The organism is Candidatus Polarisedimenticolia bacterium (assembly GCA_036001465.1).
Lineage (GTDB): Bacteria > Acidobacteriota > Polarisedimenticolia > Gp22-AA2 > Gp22-AA2 > Gp22-AA3.
Genome location: DASYUH010000011.1, coordinates 20859 through 39330 on the forward strand (window position 1 = coordinate 20859; position 18472 = coordinate 39330).

The 18472-nt window shown below is 71.1% G+C and carries 12 protein-coding genes; 7 read left to right on the forward strand and 5 right to left on the reverse strand.

Going from position 1 to position 18472, the window contains the following annotated elements:
* Positions 1-123: 123 nt before the first annotated feature.
* Complete coding sequence (locus VGV60_02115; protein ID HEV8700048.1) at positions 124-801, forward strand: response regulator; 678 nt, start codon at positions 124-126, stop codon at positions 799-801.
* Here VGV60_02115 and VGV60_02120 read toward each other — a convergent pair.
* From VGV60_02120 to VGV60_02135, 4 genes are all read right to left on the reverse strand, one after another.
* Positions 776-3859 (reverse strand): alkaline phosphatase family protein, encoded by a 3084-nt coding sequence (locus VGV60_02120; protein ID HEV8700049.1) that lies wholly within the window; start codon positions 3857-3859, stop codon positions 776-778. The genes VGV60_02115 and VGV60_02120 overlap by 26 nt on opposite strands.
* A gap of 76 nt (positions 3860-3935) precedes the next feature.
* Positions 3936-7193, reverse strand: a complete 3258-nt coding sequence (locus VGV60_02125; GenBank protein ID HEV8700050.1) for a carboxypeptidase regulatory-like domain-containing protein — start codon at positions 7191-7193, stop codon at positions 3936-3938.
* A 174-nt stretch (positions 7194-7367) separates the two neighbouring features.
* Positions 7368-8546: a tetratricopeptide repeat protein gene (locus tag VGV60_02130; GenBank protein ID HEV8700051.1), complete on the reverse strand. Its 1179-nt coding sequence runs from the start codon at positions 8544-8546 to the stop codon at positions 7368-7370.
* A 130-nt stretch (positions 8547-8676) separates the two neighbouring features.
* On the reverse strand, positions 8677-10188 hold the full coding sequence (locus VGV60_02135) for a glycosyltransferase (GenBank protein HEV8700052.1): 1512 nt from the start codon (positions 10186-10188) through the stop codon (positions 8677-8679).
* A gap of 28 nt (positions 10189-10216) precedes the next feature.
* Here VGV60_02135 and VGV60_02140 point away from each other — a divergent pair, with 28 nt between their 5' ends.
* The 6 genes from VGV60_02140 (at position 10217) to VGV60_02165 (ending at position 16943) form a co-directional block, all read left to right on the forward strand.
* On the forward strand, positions 10217-11695 hold the full coding sequence (locus VGV60_02140) for a hypothetical protein (GenBank protein ID HEV8700053.1): 1479 nt from the start codon (positions 10217-10219) through the stop codon (positions 11693-11695).
* Between the two features lie 14 nt (positions 11696-11709).
* Positions 11710-12948 carry a beta-ketoacyl-[acyl-carrier-protein] synthase family protein gene (locus tag VGV60_02145; protein ID HEV8700054.1) on the forward strand — a complete coding sequence of 413 codons (1239 nt, stop codon included), beginning with the start codon at positions 11710-11712 and terminating at the stop codon, positions 12946-12948.
* The gene (locus VGV60_02150) at positions 12945-14147 is read left to right on the forward strand and encodes a geranylgeranyl reductase family protein (protein ID HEV8700055.1); all 1203 of its coding nucleotides are present in this window, start codon (positions 12945-12947) and stop codon (positions 14145-14147) included. The genes VGV60_02145 and VGV60_02150 overlap by 4 nt, the downstream gene beginning before the upstream one ends.
* Before the next feature lie 10 nt (positions 14148-14157).
* Positions 14158-14733, forward strand: coding sequence for an isoprenylcysteine carboxylmethyltransferase family protein (locus VGV60_02155; GenBank protein ID HEV8700056.1), 576 nt, complete (start codon positions 14158-14160; stop codon positions 14731-14733).
* Positions 14734-14832: 99 nt separating this feature from the next.
* The gene (gene lysS / locus VGV60_02160; GenBank protein ID HEV8700057.1) at positions 14833-16371 is read left to right on the forward strand and encodes a lysine--tRNA ligase; all 1539 of its coding nucleotides are present in this window, start codon (positions 14833-14835) and stop codon (positions 16369-16371) included.
* Positions 16368-16943 (forward strand): TlpA disulfide reductase family protein, encoded by a 576-nt coding sequence (locus VGV60_02165; protein HEV8700058.1) that lies wholly within the window; start codon positions 16368-16370, stop codon positions 16941-16943. The genes lysS and VGV60_02165 overlap by 4 nt, the downstream gene beginning before the upstream one ends.
* Here VGV60_02165 and VGV60_02170 read toward each other — a convergent pair.
* Positions 16919-18454 (reverse strand): FGGY family carbohydrate kinase, encoded by a 1536-nt coding sequence (locus VGV60_02170; protein HEV8700059.1) that lies wholly within the window; start codon positions 18452-18454, stop codon positions 16919-16921. The genes VGV60_02165 and VGV60_02170 overlap by 25 nt on opposite strands.
* Positions 18455-18472: the final 18 nt, after the last annotated feature.

Sequence of the window (18472 nt, forward strand, 5' to 3'; positions counted from 1 at the left end):
GACACCCGCCGAATGCGTGTAGTAACGTCCGCGCCCGCGCTGGCTACGGGCGGCGGGACGGCGTGCCGGACGGTCGATTCAAGAACGGGGAGGCCGCGCCGGGCGACGCCCTGGGAGGAGCGCTTGGCGAAAGTCACGGTCCTGATCGCGGACGATCTCAAGCTGTTCCTCGAAATCGAGAAATCCTACCTTCAACGCGGCGGGTTCGAGGTCCTCACGGCGATGTCCGGAGTGGACGCGGTGAGCCTCGCTCTGAGCCGGCAGCCGAACCTGATCCTGCTCGACCTGGAGATGCCGAAGATGGACGGCGCCACGGCCTGCGCGGAGATGCGGAAGAACCCGGCCCTGGCGGCGACCCCGATCATCATCATGAGCGCCACCGGCTCGACCCAGAACCGCGATCGCTGCGTGAGCGCGGGGTGCACCGAGTTCGTCACCAAGCCGCAGAAGCCGGACGAGCTCCTGGGAATGGTGGCGCGGATCCTGTCGCTGAAGAAACGGGAATCCGAGCGCATCACGGTGGTGTTCAACATCACCGGGAAGGATGCCACGCGTCAGGTCATCGGCCAGGCGAAGGACCTCAGCGAATCGGGGCTCCTGATGGTGACGCACTCGCCGATCACGGTGGGGGCCGTCCTGCAGATCGAGTTCTTCCTGCCGGGCACGCGGTCGCAGATCAAGGTGCAGGGGAAGGTGGTGCGCCAGTCGCCGGGGTCCGATGGGACGCACGAGGTCGCCGTCCGGTTCACCGACCTGAGCCAGGACGACCGGGCCCTCATCCTGGACTACGCGCCCTCCTGATCAGATCGTCCTGGAGCGAGCGCAGCGCCGGGTCGCCGGGGTGGCGGTCGAGCCCCTGGCGCACGAGGTCGAGCGCCTCCGGCAGCCGGTTCATCTCCGCCTTCGCCAGCGCCATCCCGAGGTACGGCCCGCTCCCCTGATCCCCCAGGTCGCGCGCCCGCCGGAACGCGGCCAGCGCCCGCTCCGGCTCCGCCAGCCGGCGATAGACCGATCCCATCTTCATGTACAGGCCGGCTTCAGGCGCCAGGGTCGAGGCGCGCTCGTACGCCGCCGCGGCCTCGTCCCAGCGACCGAGCTGGGCGTACGCGCCGGCGAGATTGGCCAGAAAGCGCGGATTCTCGGGATCGAGCTCCTCCGCTCGCCGGAACGACTCCAGGGCCTCCTCGGATCGCCCGGCCCCCGCCAGCAGCACGCCCAGGAGGTTCTGGTACTCGTCGATGCGCGGATCGCGCGCCAGGGCGCGCCGCACGTAGGGCTCGAGCGCGGCGTGCCTGTCCTGGGGGAGGAGCGCCATCAGCCGCTGGGCCGCCACGACGCGCGCCGGGTCGGCCTGGAGCGATTTCCAGTAGAGGCCGACGGCCCCCTCCCGGTCGCCGGCGTCCTCGCGAAGGAGTCCCGCGATCGCGTCGTCGAGGCCGGGCCGCTTCTCCGTGCGCGTGGCCCAGCGTTTCACGGCGTCGAGGGCCGCCGGCCGGCCGCCGTCGCTCGAGAGGCAGACCTGCACGATCCACAGGACCGACTCGGGATCCATCGAGTCGATCGTGCGCAGCCCCTCTTCGAGGGCGGCGATCGCCTGCCGGGGCTGCCCCATGCCGAGATACGCCTCGGACAGCAGCTGGTAGTTCTTGGGGAGCTTCTGCCGGTCGTTCGCGAGACGCAGCTGCTTCGCCGCCCCGGCGTAGTCCTTCCGCTTCATGAAATACGTCGCCAGGTTGCGATGGTAGAAGACCTGCGTGTCCGCTCCCGGCCCCGAAGCGGGAGCGGCGGGGGGGGTGGCGGAGGGCGCGTGCACGCCCGCCACGACGGGCGCGCCGGCCTCCGGCGGGCCGCCGTCGCGGGGGGCGTTGCCGGCATCGCCGCCGATGTAGCCGAGGGCGCGCAGGTTGTCGAGGAGCTCCTCTTCCGCCTCGCGCACCCCGGGGCCCGTGGCGACGAGCGTGTCGCGGGGGGCGCCGAAGCGCTCGTAGGAGGGGATGGTGCGCACCGGGAACGAGGCGGCGAACTTCGGGTCGATGGCCTCGAGCAGGACCCGCCCCGGCATCTCCTCGGAGGCGGGCAGCCCGAGGAGGTACAGGAGCGTCGGCGCGATGTCGAACAGGGTGGCGCGCGGCCCCAGGCGGGCGCGGCGCGCCCCGGGGCCGCTCAGGATCAGGATGCCGTCTTCGCGATGCCATTCGACCGGCTGCTGGGTCGTGAAGGGGAGCACGTCCAGCGGGCGGTCCGCTCCGGTCTTGAACCCGTGGTCCGACACGACCATCACGGTCGTCTCCGGTCCGGCGGCGCGCAGGATCGTGCCCAGGAGCTCGTCCTGCCTGACGTAGAAGCCGGTGACCGCGTCCCGGTAGCGCCGGAAATCCTGCTCGGGGCAGATCGCCATGCGAGGCGGCATGCAGTGCTGGAAACGGTGCCCCATCATGTCGATCCCCTCGAAATACACGGCCGTCAGGTCCAGACGGCGGGCGGCGAGGTCCGCCGCGATCGCGGCGTAGTTCTTCGATCCGGCCAGAATCGAGATCGCCAGCGGCACCGGCTGCTGGGCCATCTTGCGGTTCTCGGACTCGTCGTCGGACGTCCTGGGCTTGAGGACCGTCGCGAGCCCTTCGGCGAATTCGGCCCGGCTGATGTGAAGGATCGGGCTGATCTCCTCGAAGGTCAGGTCGGCCGCGGTCCCGAGCGAGGGCCGGATCTCCTCGAAATACTGCTGGGGATAGGTGATCCCGGCAGGCGCCACCGCGCCGGGGGCCCGGGGCCGGAGCGTCTGGAAGATCACGAGGTTCGAGACCTGCACTCCCCTGACGGCCTCCGCCGGATAGGAGGCCCACCACGCCACGAAGGCGCTCGAGCGGGAGGCGTCGCTCAGGATGTTCCACAGCGCCTTGACGCGCCGGAAGCGGCTGGTGATCGGCATGCGCCTTCCGGTCGCGGGGTCGATCGCCTGGAAATCGGCGACGCCGTGCACGTCCGGCCCGACGCCGGTCACCATGGTCGTCCACAGGAGGGGGGAAATCATCGGGTCGTACGACCGCAGCGGGCCGCGCGCCCCGTTCTCGATCAGGCGCGCCAGGTTCGACAGGCGGCCGGCTCGCAGCAGCGGATCGATCGTGCTCCAGTCGGCCCCGTCGAGGCCGATCAGAAGGACGCGCAGGCCGGTGGCTTCGGGCCGGGGCGCCTCGGACGACACCGCGAACGACGCCGGCGGGCCGATGCGGGCCACGAGGGATGCCGGCTCGATTCCGCCGGCGCGCAGCGCGCGCGCGATCGCCTCCGCGGCGGGGCGAGAGAGGGGCGCGTTGGCGGCCCCGATCGCGACCGAGGCGCCGGCCGCGCTCCCCGAATCGGGGCCGCCGGGATGGGCCGGCAGAAGGGCGGCCACGGGAACCGGCTCGAGCGCCTCGCGCGCGAGCAGGGACGCCATGCCGCGCAGGCCGGACTCCTGAATCGCGCGCATTCGTTCAGCCGGCGTGGCCGCGGCCTCCGCGAGCCGGTCCGGCGCGAGCTCGTAGGCGAACGACAGGCGGATCCTGAGGGAGGCCCCCTCGTCGGTCCGGCGCTCCACCTCCACGCCCTCGAGGCGCCCGGCGAGCGGGATGAACGGGACGTGCGCGAACGGCCGCCGCAGGCGCCAGCCCGCAGGGCGCAGCGCGCCGTGGATGGCGGCGATCGAGCCCTCCGGGACGTGCACGAACAGGGACACGGTCCCCAGCGCCAGCAGGATCGCGACACCGATCCCGCAGAGAACGATGAGCCGGAGCGAGGACCCGGGGCCGGGATCTCCGCCCGGGGGCCGCGTCGCGGGATGCCGAGGGGCGGGATGCCGGGGAGGATGCGGCTGGTTCACGCGGGCGAGTATATAAAAAAAGCGGCCCCCTTGCGGGGGCCGCCTGGATCAGGAGGCTGCGAGATGAGGCGCGACTCTAGAAGTCCCACCGGGCCGCCAGGCGCCATTGCCGGGGGGCCTGGTACTGGATCGGCTTCAGGAAGTCCGGGTCGGTGACGCCGGCCGTCAGCTCGATGTTGTCGTCGAACGCGGTCGGCTCCTGCGTCCTGAAGATGTTGAAGACGTCCAGCATGACGGACAGCTTCGTCTTGCCGATGGTGATCGGGTAGTCGCCGTGCAGGTCCAGGGTCACCAGGTCCGGCGTCCTGCCGAGATTGCCGCGCTTGACCGCCGTGTAGCTGAACAGGAACGGGTTGCTGGCGGAGTTCGGGTCGGCCAGGGCGGAGGAGAGGCTGCTCGTCTTTGTCAGCGTCCCCCCCGTGTTCCAGTACGCGTAGACCGGGTTGATTCCGGGAATCTCCCCGCTGTTCTGGTAGATCGGGTGCGCCAGCATGGAGGTGCGCGGCACGCCCGAGGCCCAGGAGAAGTTGGCCCCGACGCGCAGCTTGTTGCCGAAGCTGTACGACGGGAAGACGTGCAGCACGTGGCTGACGTCCGCCGGGAGCGGTCCACGGGCGAACTGCCCGGACATCAGCGGCGAGTTCGGGAAGTCGTAGAGCGACGTGACGTTCGGATCGCTCTGGCCGTTGTCGTTGCGGAACAGCCCCTCGTAGTTTCCGATCAGGCGCGCGAAGCGATAGTTGGCGATGAGCGACCAGCTGTCGGAGAACCGCTTCGTGAAGACCATTTCCAGCGCCTTGTACCGGCGCGACGCGCTGGGGAAGCTGAACAGTCCGCCTGTCGGCACGTTCTTCGTGCCGGGGTTGGCCAGCTCGTAGGCGCCGAACAGGGCCGCCGGGAACGTCGTGCTCTGCGGCGTTCCGGTGCTCCCGCCGAACGGGTCGTACGGGTAGCCGTACGAGTAGCCGTAGTAGTAGTTCTGGATCTGCTCGATGGCGTTGACCTGCACGTCCTCCAGGGCGCGCCCCTGCGTGCGGTAGATGGCGCGCACCTCGAACGAGGTGTTGGGCGACACCTCGAAGGCGAAGCCGCCCGACAGCTCGTCCTCGAAGGGGAGCTTGGTCCCCTTCACGACGGTCGTCGGCTGGATCCCCTGCACGAAGGTAGGCCCGGACTGGGTCGTCAGGTCCCGATCGCTGAACTCCGCCCTGCTGATCCCGACCTCGTTGCTGAAGGCGCGGATCGCCAGATCGTTCGGGACCCTCTCGTAGTAGCGGCCCCAGTTGGCGTACAGGCGGCTCTTGCCGTTGCCGAGCACGTCCCAGGTCACGCCCAGGCGGGGGGCCAGGTTGCCGTCGAAGGTGTAGTCGCTCGGCTTGTAGTCGGTCGTGACGCCGCCCAGCGTGAGCGAGAACTCGCCGGCGCCGTTGACCGTCTCCTCGGTCAGCCGCACGCCGCCCTTGACCGTCCAGCGCGGGGTGACCTGCCAGGTGTCCTGGACGAAGAAGCTCCTCTCCGTCGCGGTCGTGGCGGGGGCCTCGGGCGACAGACGGGCGCGGGTCACGCGGAACACGTTGTTCGTGTCGTAGGCATCGCTCACGGTTCCCGCCGTGTTTCGGACGTCGACGAGGGCGCCGCCCCGCGTGGGGGTCGCAAATCCCCCGATGTCGACGTTGAACGACGGGCCGGTGTAGTTGGCGGTGTCCTTGTAGGAGATGTCGTCGTACTGCATCCCGTACTTGATCTCGTGCGTGCCGAGCACGTTGGTGAACTTCATCGAGTACTGGGTGTTCGAGTCATCCTGGTTCGAGATGAAGCCGATGCCTCCGCGGCGCGTGTTCACCGGGGACAGCGTGAAGGGGACCGCGCCGGTGCCGGGATCGTAGGTCGTCGCGCCGCGGAAGAACTCCAGCGTGTTGCGCAGATCCCTGTAGTTGTACTGGTCCAGCGCGGAGGTCTCGCGGAACGTCCCGTCATGGTGCGCGATCTGGGCTTCCATGAAGAAGCGCGGCCCGAACACGGCGTTCCACTTCAGGGCCTGGTTGTCCGAGCCGAACTTGATATCGCTGTAGCCGCCGCCGACGTTGAAGTCGGTGAAGCGGGGGGAGTTGTCCCGCTGCGGCCCGTTCTTGCCGTCGGCCGGGTCGCCGAAGAAGCTCAGCTCCACCTGGTGCTTCGGAGACACCTGCCAGTTGAACTTCAGGGCGTAGTTGTTGGCGGTGCGCTGGCGCTCCAGCTCCCGTCCGGCCGACGGGAAGGCCAGCGCCGACGGGGCGGCGAACGCGTTCGTCGAAGCCGTCTCGTCGAACACCGTTTCGCACTGGCTGCCGCCCGTGCAGGTGCTGGCGGCGGCGAACTCCGGATTGATCTTGGACTGGGCCTCCAGCCTTGTCGTGGTGATGACCGGGTTGTAGGCGACGAAGAAGAACACCTTGTCCTTGACGATCGGGCCGCCCAGCGAGAAGGCGAAATCGTTCACGTTCTGGTTGATGGTGTTGGCGAAGCCGGCGTCGAGGGCGACGAGCGTCCTGGAGGACATCAGGGAGGACGGCGTGGCGAACCACTTGACGCTTCCCTTGAAATCGTTGGTCCCCGAGCGGACGATGGTGTTGATGATGCCGCCGAGGGCCTGGCCGTACTCGGCCTCGAACCCGCCGGTCTTGATCTGCACCTCGTCCAGGAAATCGCTGGTGACCCCGGTGCCGAGCGAGCCGTAGTTGATGTTGTAGGCGCCGATGCCGCCGTAGCCGGTGTTCGTGACGTTCACGCCGTCGATCAGGTAGACGTTTTCCAGCCCCGAGGCTCCGCCGATCGAATAGTTGCCCTGACCGGTGAGCAGCCCGCTCACGACTCCGGGCGCGATCGCGTACGTATCCGTGAACGAGCGCCCGATTGGCACGGCGTCGGCGAAGTCGCCGTACTTGATGTTGGTGCCGGTGGCGGTCGAGCGGACATCGACGAGCGGCGCGTCGCCGGTGACCGTGATCGTCTCGGTCTTGCCGGGCTCCAGGGTGAAGTCGAGGGAGGATCTCTGGTTCAGTCCGATCTGCACGTCGTTGCGGATGACCGTCGTGAACCCGCCCGGGGCCTCCGCGCGAATCGTGTAGGCGGCCGGACGCATGAACGGCAGGATGTAGCTGCCGTTTGCGTCCGTCTCCGCGGTGCGCGTGCCGAACTGCGACGTGGCGATGATCACCGCGCCCGCGATTCCCCGGCCGGTCGGGTCCATGACCTTGCCCGCCAGGGTCCCGGTCGTGAGCTCTTGGGCTGACGCCGGGGTTGCCGTGATCAGCACTGCGAGCAGCAGCACCACCCACGTCATCCCGATCTTCATCGCTCCACTCCTCTCGAAGTCAATCAGCGTCGCCCCTCCGGCGCCCGCGGTCGGATCCAAAATCACGCAATCGCAATATAAGGCCCGCACTTCCGAACGCAAGGGAGGCGGGAAAATTGCCGGCGGGGGATTACGGTTCGGTAATCGGCCCGCTTGCGGGAGGGGTCCGGGGGCTCAGAACTGCAGGAGGGCGCCCAGATCGCGCGCCAGGGAGGCGTCGAGGAGCCTCAGGCGCTCGTATTCGCCGCGGGCCTGATCGCGGTGCTTTGCGGCGGCAAGGGCCACCGCGAGCTGGTAGCGCGCAGGGGCGTTGTAGGGGTCGATCGACAGGGCCCGCTTGAACGCGTCGGCCGCCTCCGGGTATCGCCCCGTCGTCCCGAGCGCGACACCGAGGTTGAGGTGGGCCAGGAAAAGGCGCGGGTTCAGGACGGCCGCGCGCGCGAAATCGAGGATGGCGGCTTCGGTTCGGCCGATGCGGAAGCGCCAGGCCCCGCGCTCCATCAGCAGGACGTCGGAATCGCCGGACAGGCTCACCGCCTCGTCGAGAAGGGCCAGCACCCGATCGGCCTGGTCGTCGCGGGTCAGGAGCAGGGCCTGCGCCAGGAGCCCGGCGGCGGTGCGCGCCGGCTGGGCCTGGACGAGCGGGGCGGGCGGCGCCTCGAGAAGGGGACGTCCGGTCCGGGTGGCGGCGGCGTCGAGAGCAGGGCGATCGATCGGCACGGCGCAGGCGAAGAGCCGGTCGCCCCCGGCCGGAGGGGGGAGCACCGATCCGATCAGCCGGCGCCGGCCGTCCAGAAGAAAGCCCGACCCCGCTCCGCCGCCGTCGGGGACGCGCAGGCGCAGCAGGTCGGGCCCGCCCCGCACCGGGAGCGAGCGGTCCAGCACGGCGCGGTAGACGCGGCTGCGATAGCCGTCGCGGTTCCGGATGCCGATCAGCGCGTCCCCCGCTGCGGCGGGCGGCACGGCCGCCGAATCGCCGGCCTCGCACGCGCCCAATCCCGGCGCGCGCAGGAGCATGAGATCGCGGCCGGGATCCTCGAGCAGGATCTCCGTCACGTCGACCGCGCCGGCGGACGAGGACGCCAGCGCATCGGGAGCGACCACGAGGGTGCGCCAGCGGGCCGCACCGTGCGCCGTGGCGGACAGAGGCGCCAGCACCAGCCCCGGTCGATCGAGCGCGTAGCCCACCGTCTGCAGGACGGTGTTGCCGGAGGCGTCGCGTCCGGAGACCTCGAGGACGCACGACAGCGGGCCGGGTCCGGGGATGGCGGAGGGGATCGCCGCATCGGACGCGCGGCTCCCCGGCGAGGACAGGTCCAGCGCCGCCCCGACGGCGAGCGCGCACGCCACCACGCAGGAAGACCGAATGGAACCCTCCCCCGGAAGACAACGGGCTCCGCGATGGGGGGCGCGGCCGAACCATTCAACTCAGGCTGTCGGTGCTTGATCGCGTGGACTCATCTACGACACGGCGCGCTCTTCGTCAAGGCGTTTTTTCCGCCTGGGTGAGAGGCACGGCGATCGAGGGGCCCGATCGCGGCCGGACGGCCTGCGCGAGGGCGAGTATCGGGCGTGCAAGGTAGCCCGCCAGGAACATGAGGAATAACGGCAGGGAGGCGAAATGACCTGCGAGGATGGCCCAGGTCGCGGCCCCCGCAAAATAGATTCCGAAGAGCAGCTCGACGGCCGCCCAGGCGCGTCCGGCGGCCGATCGCTCGATCGGAGGCTGCCAGTCGCCCGAGCGTCCGATCAGCCGACGCTTCGGCGTGCGGGCGAAATCCCGGCGGAGACCGAGGAGCGCGGCGCAGACCGCCCGGGCATTGGTCAGGCTCAGGCCGATGCCGACGCACATCAGGACCGGAAGATCGGGGAGCGTGCCCGGCCAGTCGTCGCGCACCCGGCGCTGGGCGCCGACGTAGAAGGCCATGACCGAGAGCGTCGTCAGGAGAAAAAGCGGCAGGTCGAGGGCCAGCATGATGCCCTGACCGGCTCCACTGCGGACCGCGGTGGCCGGGACGATCAGGAGCGCCAGGAGGACCATCAGCGGATAGGAGAGGTTTCCGGTCAGGTGAAAGAGCGCCTCGATCCTGACCGGCGCAGGCAGGCGGGCGCGCAGGAGCCGCGGCAGGATCTTCCTCGCGGTCTGGATCGATCCCATCGTCCAGCGGTGCTGCTGCGCCTGGAACGAATCGATGTCCGCCGGAAGCTCGGCCGGAACGACGACCTCCGGCACGAAGACGAACTCCCAGCCCTGGAGCTGGGCCCGATACGACAGATCGAGGTCCTCGGTCAGGGTGTCGGACTGCCACCCACCGGCCGATTCGATGCAGGCGCGCCGCCACAGGCCTGCCGTGCCGTTGAAATTGAAGAACCGCCCCGCGCGATGGCGGGCGGCGTGCTCGATGACGAAGTGGCCGTCGAGGAAAATCGCCTGGCTGCGCGTCAGGGCCGAGTAGTCGCGATTGAGGTGCCCCCAGCGCGCCTGCACCATGCCGGTGCGCGGATCGGAGAAGAACGGCGCGAGATCGAGGAGGAACGAGGGCCCGGGCAGGAAATCGGCGTCGAACACCGCGACCAGCTCCCCCCGGGCCTGGTCGAGCCCCGCCGCCAGGGCCCCGGCCTTGAATCCGTCCCGGAACGGACGCCTGAGGTGCCTGATGTCGCGACCCTGCCGGCGCATCTCGTCCACGGCGGCGGCGGCGATGGCCGAGGTGTCGTCGGTCGAATCGTCCAGCACCTGGATCTCCAGCCGTCCGGACGGGTAGTCCAGATCGCAGGCCGCGCGGATGAGGCGATCGACGACCAGGCGCTCGTTGTAGATTGGCAGCTGCACCGTGATCACCGGAAGCGCGCCGCAGGGGAGGGCCGGTCGCGGCCTCCCTGGCGGGTGGCGGCGATAGAGACGAAGCAGGTGGTAGCGGTGCCAGCCGTAGGCAGCCAGAAGGGCCAGCGTGGCGTAGTAGGCCGTGACGATCGACGCGCCGAGGATTCCCACGACAGTCCCCCGATGCTAGGCTCCTAGCGTGCAGCTCAACCGGCCGCCAGCGCTCGAATCCCTGTCCCGTCTCGCCGTCCTGGGTGCCGCGATCGAGTGCGGTTTCGCCCTGATGCTCCTGAATCCTCCCGGACCGGGGAGGGTCTCCGCCTGGCTCGTCCTGTTCTTCGCGGTGTTCGCCTGCTATGCGCTGGCGGCACGCGCCGTGCTCCTTGAGCGCCCCGGCGCCTCACGGCCTGTCCTGCGCGTCGTTCTGGGCTTCGCGATCCTGTTCCGCGTCACCTTCCTGTTCGCCAGTCCGGCCTTGAGCGACGACCTGTACCGCTACCTCTGGGATGGCCGCGCGATCCTGGCCGGCTCGAATCCGTACTCCGAGGCCCCGGCCGAGTACTCGGACAGGCACCCGGGCGCCGCCGCGACGCAGGACGCCGACTTCGCGCGCCTGGACCATGCGGACGTGCCGACCGTCTACCCGCCGGCCGCGCAGCTGCTGTTTGCCGCAGGCGCCGCCTTCGGGCGGGGAATCTACGGCATCAAGGCCCTGGTCGTCCTGGCGGACCTGCTCCTGATCGGCGTCCTCCTGGCGCTCCTGCGGCGGCGGGCGATCCCGGACTCCCGGGTGCTGATCTACGCCTGGAGCCCTCTCGCCGTGACCGAAGCGGCGTGGAGCGGCCACATCGAACCCGCGGGAGTCCTGTGCGTGCTGCTGGCCGGCGCCGCGATTATACAAAAGCGGGAGGCGCGGGCCGCGCTCTCCCTGGCGCTGGGGGGGCTCGTCAAGGTGCTCCCGCTGGTCCTCCTGGCGCCCCTCCTCCGATCGATCCGGGCGCGCTTCGCGGGGCTCGCGCTCCTGGCCTTCCTTCTCGCCTGGTGGCCGTTCCGCGCCGCCGGCCGGGGCCTCGTCGCCGGGCTGCGCGAGTATGCGGCGCGATGGCTGGGGAACGAATCGTTGTTCGCGGTCGTCCACGCAGCGCTCGTCTGGATCGACCCGGCCCCGCGCCTGAAGGCCGCCATCGCCTTCGCTCGCCGGCTCGTCCCGCACACCGGCGCGCTCGATCACCTTTACGGCTGGGTCTACCCGATCGACCTCGCGAAGGGGACCTGCGCCCTGGCGGCCCTGGGCTTCGCCGCCTGGCTCGTGCGCCGCCGCCTCGAGCCCTTGCGCGGTCTCTACCTCATGACCGGGGCGGTCCTGCTTCTGTCGCCCACGGCCCACCCGTGGTACGTCCTCTGGATCCTGCCGTGGCTCTGCCTGTTCCCGTCGGCCCCGTGGATTCTCCTGAGCGGCCTGGTCCCCCTGGCGTACGTCAATCTGGGCGCTCCGGGCCGGGAGCTCGAGCCGCATCCCTGGGTCCGCCTGGTCGAATACGCTCCGTTCTTCGCGCTGCTCGCCCTGGAGCGCCTCCGCAGAGCGCCCCGCGCGGGCGGGGCGCAGGAGCGCGGAAGAGAGGCGGAGGACCGGGCAGGCGGGACGCCGGCCCCCGTCGCCGGCCCGCCTGCCGGATGATAGACTCGCTGTCGATGTCTGCCGTGGTGACCGGCCTGGGCGTCGTGTCTCCCTTCGGCGTGGGAGTGGAGGCGTTTCGCGCCGGACTGCGCCGGGGACGGAGCGCGACGCGCCGCATCGGCCTCTTCGATCCCGGCGACCTGCCGTGCCAGGTCGCGGCCGAGGTCCCCGGCTTCGACGCGCGGGCCTTCCTCGATCCGGACGACCTGACGCGCGTCGGCCGCGTCGTGCCCCTGGCGTTCGCGGCGGCGCGGGAGGCGATCGAGGACGCGGGCCTGCGCGACGGCCTCTCCGAGGACGGGTACCGGGCGATCGGCGTCGTCCTCGGGACCGGCGCCGGGGCGATCGATTTCGCGGAGCGTCAGTACGAGGCCTACTACCGCTCCGGGATCCACCGCGTCAATCCGTTCGCCATCTCGTCGTCGGTGGTCGGGATGCTCAGCAGCGAGATGAGCATCCGCTTCGGCTTCGCCGGTCCGTCGCACGTTCTCAGCAACGGCTGCACCAGCTCCACCGACGCCATCGGCTACGCCATGCACGCCATCCGCCGCGGCGAGCACGCCGTGCTCCTGACCGGCGGCGCGGAGGCCTGCATCACCCGTGGGATGATGGAGGGGTTCTGCCGCATGCGGGCCGCGGCCGTCGGGTGGAACGACCGGCCCGAGAAGGCGTCACGACCCTTCAATCTCAACCGCAGCGGCTTCGTCCTGGGGGAGGGGGCCTTCCTGATGGTCCTCGAGGACGAGGAGCATGCGCGGCGCCGGGGAGCGCGGATCTACGGCGAGGTCGCCGGATACGCCTCGACCTGCGACGCGCATCACCGCGTGCACATGAGCCACGACGGCGCCGAGTCGACCCGGGCCATGGAGCTGGCGCTGTCCTCGGCCGGTGAGAGCCGGGACTCGATCGACTACATCAGCCTGCACGGCACCTCCACGAAACAGAACGACCGGGTCGAGTCCCTGGCGGTCCGGGCGCTCCTGGGCCGCCGCGCGCACTCGGTGCCGGCGTCGTCGATCAAATCGATGATCGGCCACGCCCAGGGAGCCTGCGGTGCCGCGGCGGTGCTGGCGACCCTCCTCGGCATGCGCGATGGCTTCCTGCCGCCGACCATCAACTACGAAGTCCCGGACCCGGAGTGCGATCTCGACTACGTGCCGAACGAGGCGCGGCCCGGGGCTCCCCGCCTCGCGCTGGGCAACTGCATCGGGTTCGGCTCGAAGAACTCCGCCCTGGTCCTGCGGGCGGTATGAGCGGCGGCCCGGTCCTGGACGCCGTGGTGGTGGGAGGCGGCCCCGCGGGATCGACGATGGCCACGCTCCTGCGCCGCGCCGGCGCCGCCGTGGCCCTGTGCGACGCGGCGCGCTTCCCGCGCCACAAGATCTGCGGCGAGTACGTGCCGCCCGCGGCGATCGAGACGTTCGCCCGCCTGGGGGTGCTGACGCAGGTGGAGGCCGCCTCCCCGCTCCGGCACGTCGGGATGGCGGTCATCTCCCCGGGCGGCACGAAGGTTCTGGGCCGCTATGGCGGAGAGTCGCGCGGATTCGCGCTGCGCCGCTACGACCTCGACCGCGTCCTCCTGGACGGCGCGCGCCGCGCCGGCGCCACCGTCCTGGAGGAGACGCGCGTCACGGACCTTTCGCGCGAGGCCGACGGTGTTCTCGCGGTGCGGCTCCAGGCCGGCGGCACCCTCCGCGCCCGCGCGGTCGTCGGGGCCGACGGCCGCAACTCGGTCGTGGCGCGCCGGCTGGATCTGCGGCGACGGGAGCCGCGGCATCGCAAATGGGCGGTCATGGGCCACTTTCGCGACGTCGAGACTCCGGGTGACCACGGCGAGATGATCGTGACTCCGTACGGCTACTGCGGCATCAACCCGCTGCCGCAAGGGCTGGCGAACGTCTGCATCGTGGTCGACCGCGCCGATCTCCGCGCGTCCGCCCCGGGCCGCGAGCGGCTGGCGGCGTTCTTCAGTCGGCGCATCGCCGCGCATCCCCTGACCCGGAGGCGGATGGCGCGCGCCTCCCTCGCGGCGGGGCTCTGGGCCACCGGGCCCATGGCGTGCAGGGCGTCGGCCTGCATCGCCGACGGGGTCCTCCTGGTCGGGGACGCCGCGGGGTTCTACGATCCGTTCACGGGGGAGGGGATCGGCATGGCCCTGCGCGGCGCGGAGCTGGCGGCCGGCGTGCTCGTCCGGGCCCTCGAGCGGGGGGACGTGACGCGCCGGACCCTCGCGCCGTACGCGGCCGCGAGACGGGCGGCGTTCCGGGATCGACTCCGCCTCGACCGCGTCCTTCAATCCGTGCTCAGGCGTCCGCGCCTCGCCGACTGGGCGGCGCGCCGGCTCGATCGGGATCGGGATCTCGCGGATCTCCTGGCGCGCGTGGCGGGCGACACCGTCGAGGCCCGGGCGGTGCTCGGTCCGGGCTTCGTGACAAGGCTGCTCCTGGCCTGAGGGCTCCCAGGTGGAAACCGGGATGGATCGGGCCTCTGCGCTCTACATCGCCTTCGTGGCGGCCGCCGCGCTTCTGGCCGCCGGCGAGCGCCTGTGGGCGCGGCGCAACGAGATCCGCCTCCTGCGAGACGGCGCGGAGGAGCTGGCGCCGGGACTGTTCCGGCTCATGGCGCCCGCCTACGCGCTCGTCTTTCCCGCGGCGATCGCCGAGCGCCTCCTGGCCGGCCGGCGGCCCGCCGCCTGGCTCGCGGCGTCGATGGTCGTCCTGTTCGCGGCCGCCAAGGGTCTGAAGCTCTGGGCCGTGAAGTCCCTCGGCGATCAGTGGACCATGCGCGTCATCCTGCCGCGTGCCTTTCGCGTGGCGACCGGCGGGCCGTACCGCTTCATCCGGCATCCCAACTACCTCGCGGTGATCGGCGAGCACCTGGCGCTGCCCCTGGCGGGCGGGGCCTGGATGACGGCGATCGGCTTCGCCGTCCTGTTCGGCGCCATCCTCAGGGTGCGCCTCGTCACCGAGGAGGCGGCGCTCCTGGCGCGTCCCGGGTATGCGGCCGCCATGGCCGGCAAGAGGCGTTTCCTCCCGTGACGCTCCCCGCGCCGGTCTCCTGGTCCCTGCGTCGATCCGGTATGATAACGGGATCCTGCGGCCGCACGGTGAAGGCGGGGCGCCCGCGCGAGGGAGCGGATGATGGTGCACGTCCGGGAACGGCACTGGGCCGATGAGATCGCCGACGAGATCCTGAAGCTGGGCCCGGGACCCCACGAGATCTCCACCGGCATCTCGCCGTCCGGCGAGATCCACATCGGCAACCTGCGCGAGGTGATCACCGCGGACGTCGTCTACCGCGTCTTGAAGGAACGCGGCGTCGAGGTGACCCTCGACTACGTCGCCGACAACTTCGATCCGCTGCGCAAGGTCTACCCGTTTCTCGACGCGTCCGTCTACTCGAACCACATCGGCAAGCCGCTGTCGGAGTTCCCCTGTCCCTGCGGACGGCATCCCTCGTATGCGGCGCACTTCGTCGAGCCGTTCCTGGCCTCGCTCGAGCGGCTGAGGATCGGGGTCAAGGTGATCTACGCCGACCAGATGTACAAGTCGGGGCTCCTGGTGCCGCAGATCCTCCAGGCGCTCAAGGGGCGCGACGCCATCGCCCGCATCCTGCACGAGTGCACCGGGCGCAACATGGAGCCCGAGTGGAGCCCCTTCAATCCCATCTGCGGGACCTGCTTCCGGATGACCGACACCCTGGTCACGGGCTTTTCCGAGAAGGAGGAGACGGTCGACTACACCTGCGCCTGCGGAGGACGCGGGACGGTGTCGATGCGCGGGGGCGGCAAGCTGACCTGGCGGGTCGACTGGCCGGCCCGCTGGGCCCGCATCCCGGTCACCATCGAGCCGTTCGGCAAGGACCACGCCACGCGCGGCGGCTCGTACGACACCGGCGCGCTCATCTGCCGGGAGATCTTCAAGTCGCCTCCGCCGTTTCCCGTGACCTACGAGTGGATCTCCTTCAAGGGGAAGGGGGAGCTCAAGAAGAGCAAGGGGAACGTCCTGTCGGTGCACCGGATGCTCGAGGTCCTGCCTCCCGAGGTGCTGCGCTACCTCGTGGTGAAGACGCGCCCGATGCGCTCGATCGCATTCGATCCCGGGCTGCCGCTCCTGTCGCTCATCGACGAGTTCGACGACGCCGCGTCCCGCGGCCGCGACCCGCGCGCCCTGCAGCTCGCGGGGGCCGACCAGTTCACGCCGGTCAGCGTGCCGTTCCGCCACCTGGTGAACGTCGTGCAGATGGCCGATTTCGATCTCGACCAGGCGGTCGTCATCCTGAAGCGCAACAACTACCCGGTCGCCGATCCGGCCGCCCTCAAGGAGCGCGCCGGCTACGCCATCCGCTGGCTCAAGGAGTTCGCGCCGCCCGAGGTGAAATTCTCGATCGAGCGCTCCCTGCCGGCCGTCGCCGCCCGGCTGGACGAGCGGCAGCGGGCCTTCCTGTCGCGGCTCGCCGCGGGGCTGCGCCCCGGTCTGGACGGCGAGGCGATCCACGCGCTGGTGTACGACCTGGCGAAGGAGGTCGGGCTCGAACCGGCGACGGCCGCCTTCGAGGCGATCTACCTTGCGGTTCTCGGCCAGGCGAAAGGGCCGAGGGCCGGCTGGTTCCTGGCGTTCCTCGATCGGGAGTTCGTGATCTCCCGCCTGCGCGAGGCGGGGCGTGCGGCGGCATGATGCGGCGGACGCCCGGGGTCCCGCTCGCCTGCGCGTCTGCCCTGGTCGCGGCCGGCCTGCTCCTCCTGGCCGCGCCGGCGGCGGCCGAATCGCCGACGCCGCTCAAGGACGCGTACCTCAAACGCTTCCTCGGCAAGCCCGCGCCGCCGTTCTCGCTCAAGGACATGGCCGGGCGGACCACCAGCCTCTCGGGCTACCGCGGCAAGGTCGTCCTGCTGAATTTCTGGTACTCCGCGTGCTTCCCGTGCCGGCAGGAGACCCCCGACCTGATCGCCCTCTACAACGCCCGGAAGGACCGCGGGCTCGTCATCCTGGGAATCAACACCGACACCATCCTGATGCCGGGCGATCCGGGCGCCATGCTGCGGAAGTTCGTCGAGACCTATCAGATCCCGTACCCGGTGTTGATCGCCGATCGCCAGATGTACGACGACTACGGCAGGATCCCGATCGCCCCGGTGACGCTCCTCATCGACCGCGCGGGGACGATCGCCCAGATCTTCTGGGGCGCCTTCCCCGGCTCCGTCTACGAGAGCGCTTCCGGGCCCTACCTCGAAGCCGCCCGGCCGTAGACCGCCCTCTCCCACGCCACGTAGCGCTCCTCCGCCTCGGCCCTCGAGAGGCGCGGCCGGACGATCACATCCCCCGGACGTCGCCTCGGGGAGCCGGTCCCGCGCGCGCCTGGCCACCACGAGGACGGGGAGCGGGTGAGAAGCGCCGCCCCGAGGCAGCCGGCGTCCGGAGACTCGCGGACGATGACGGGCCGCTGCAGCAGATCGGCCTGCGCCTGCAGAAGCGTGCGGCAGCGGGTGAGACCTCCCGCGGCCAGCACCGGTCCCTTGCCCTGATGCCGCGGCGCGGCCCGGACGATCTCGGCGCAGCGGCAGGCGATCGATTCGACCACCGCGCGCAGCAGGTCGCGCGTCGAGGCGCGCTTCACGTCTCCGGCGAAGCGCGGCCGTGCGGCCGGGTCCCAGCGCGGCGCCCCGAGCCCGGAGACCGCGGGCAGGAAATGGACCGTGCGCTCCCGGCCCGGGTCCTTCCCCAGCTGGCGGTCCAGGTCGGAGGCGCGCAGGCGCAGCCGCAACCGGGCGGCCGCCCAGTCGATCGCAGTCCCCGCCGCGTTCACGGTCCCCTCGACCGCGTAGCGCGCCTCGCTTCGTGATCCCGCCGCCGCCGTCCCCCGCCAGGAGGCGACCATCGTCGTCAGGAGGCCGGGGACCCGCGCGAGCCGTGCGCCCGTGCCGATCAGGACGAAGGCCCCGGAGCCGTAGTTGATCGCGATGGATCCGTCGTCCCGGCACCCCAGGCCGATGAGCGCCCCCTGCTGGTCCCCGGTCATCGCCCCGAGGCGGACGGGACGACCGGCCGCCTCGAGGCGCGCGCCATTCGCGAAGGACGTCGGCACGAGCGCCGGGAGCGCCGGGGCGTCCAGGAGCGGAGCCAGGCCGAACGTTTCGAACAGCCCCGGCTCCCAGGCCTGGGACGCGAGATCGAACAGGAGGGTGCGCTGCGCGTTGGCGTGATCGATGGCGTAGACCGCGCCGCCGCTCATCCGCCAGGCCAGGAAGGTGCCGAGCGTGCCCCACAGGGCCCTGCCCGCGGCCACCCTGCGACCCAGGCCGCGGACGTGCCGGAGCGCCCACGCCAGCTTCGCGGCCGCGTAGTGCGGGCTCAGGCGGAGGCCCGTGCGCTCGCGGACGGCCTCCTCGAGAGCGCCGCGGCCCGGACCGGCCGGGCCGCGGCGGGAGGCTCCCCGCAGCCGGTCGCACAACGCCGCGCCGCGCAGGTCCTGCCAGGAGTAGGCGGGAGTCAGCGGGCGCCCCGAGTCCCGGTCCCAGAAAAGAACGGTCGAGCGCTGCGTGGCGATCCCGAGGGTCTCCGGCTCGCCGCCGCGCCCGGGGAGGACCGCGTGCAGCGACGCCATGGCCGCGGCCAGGACCTCCTCGGCATCGTGCTCGACCCGTCCGCCCGGCCGTCGGCGTGTCGCGATGCCGCGGCGCGCCGCCCTGCCGTCGCGTCCGTCGCGCCGCACCAGGATGGCCTTGATGCTCGACGATCCGAGATCGAGCCCCGCCGGCATGAAGCGCATTGTAACGCG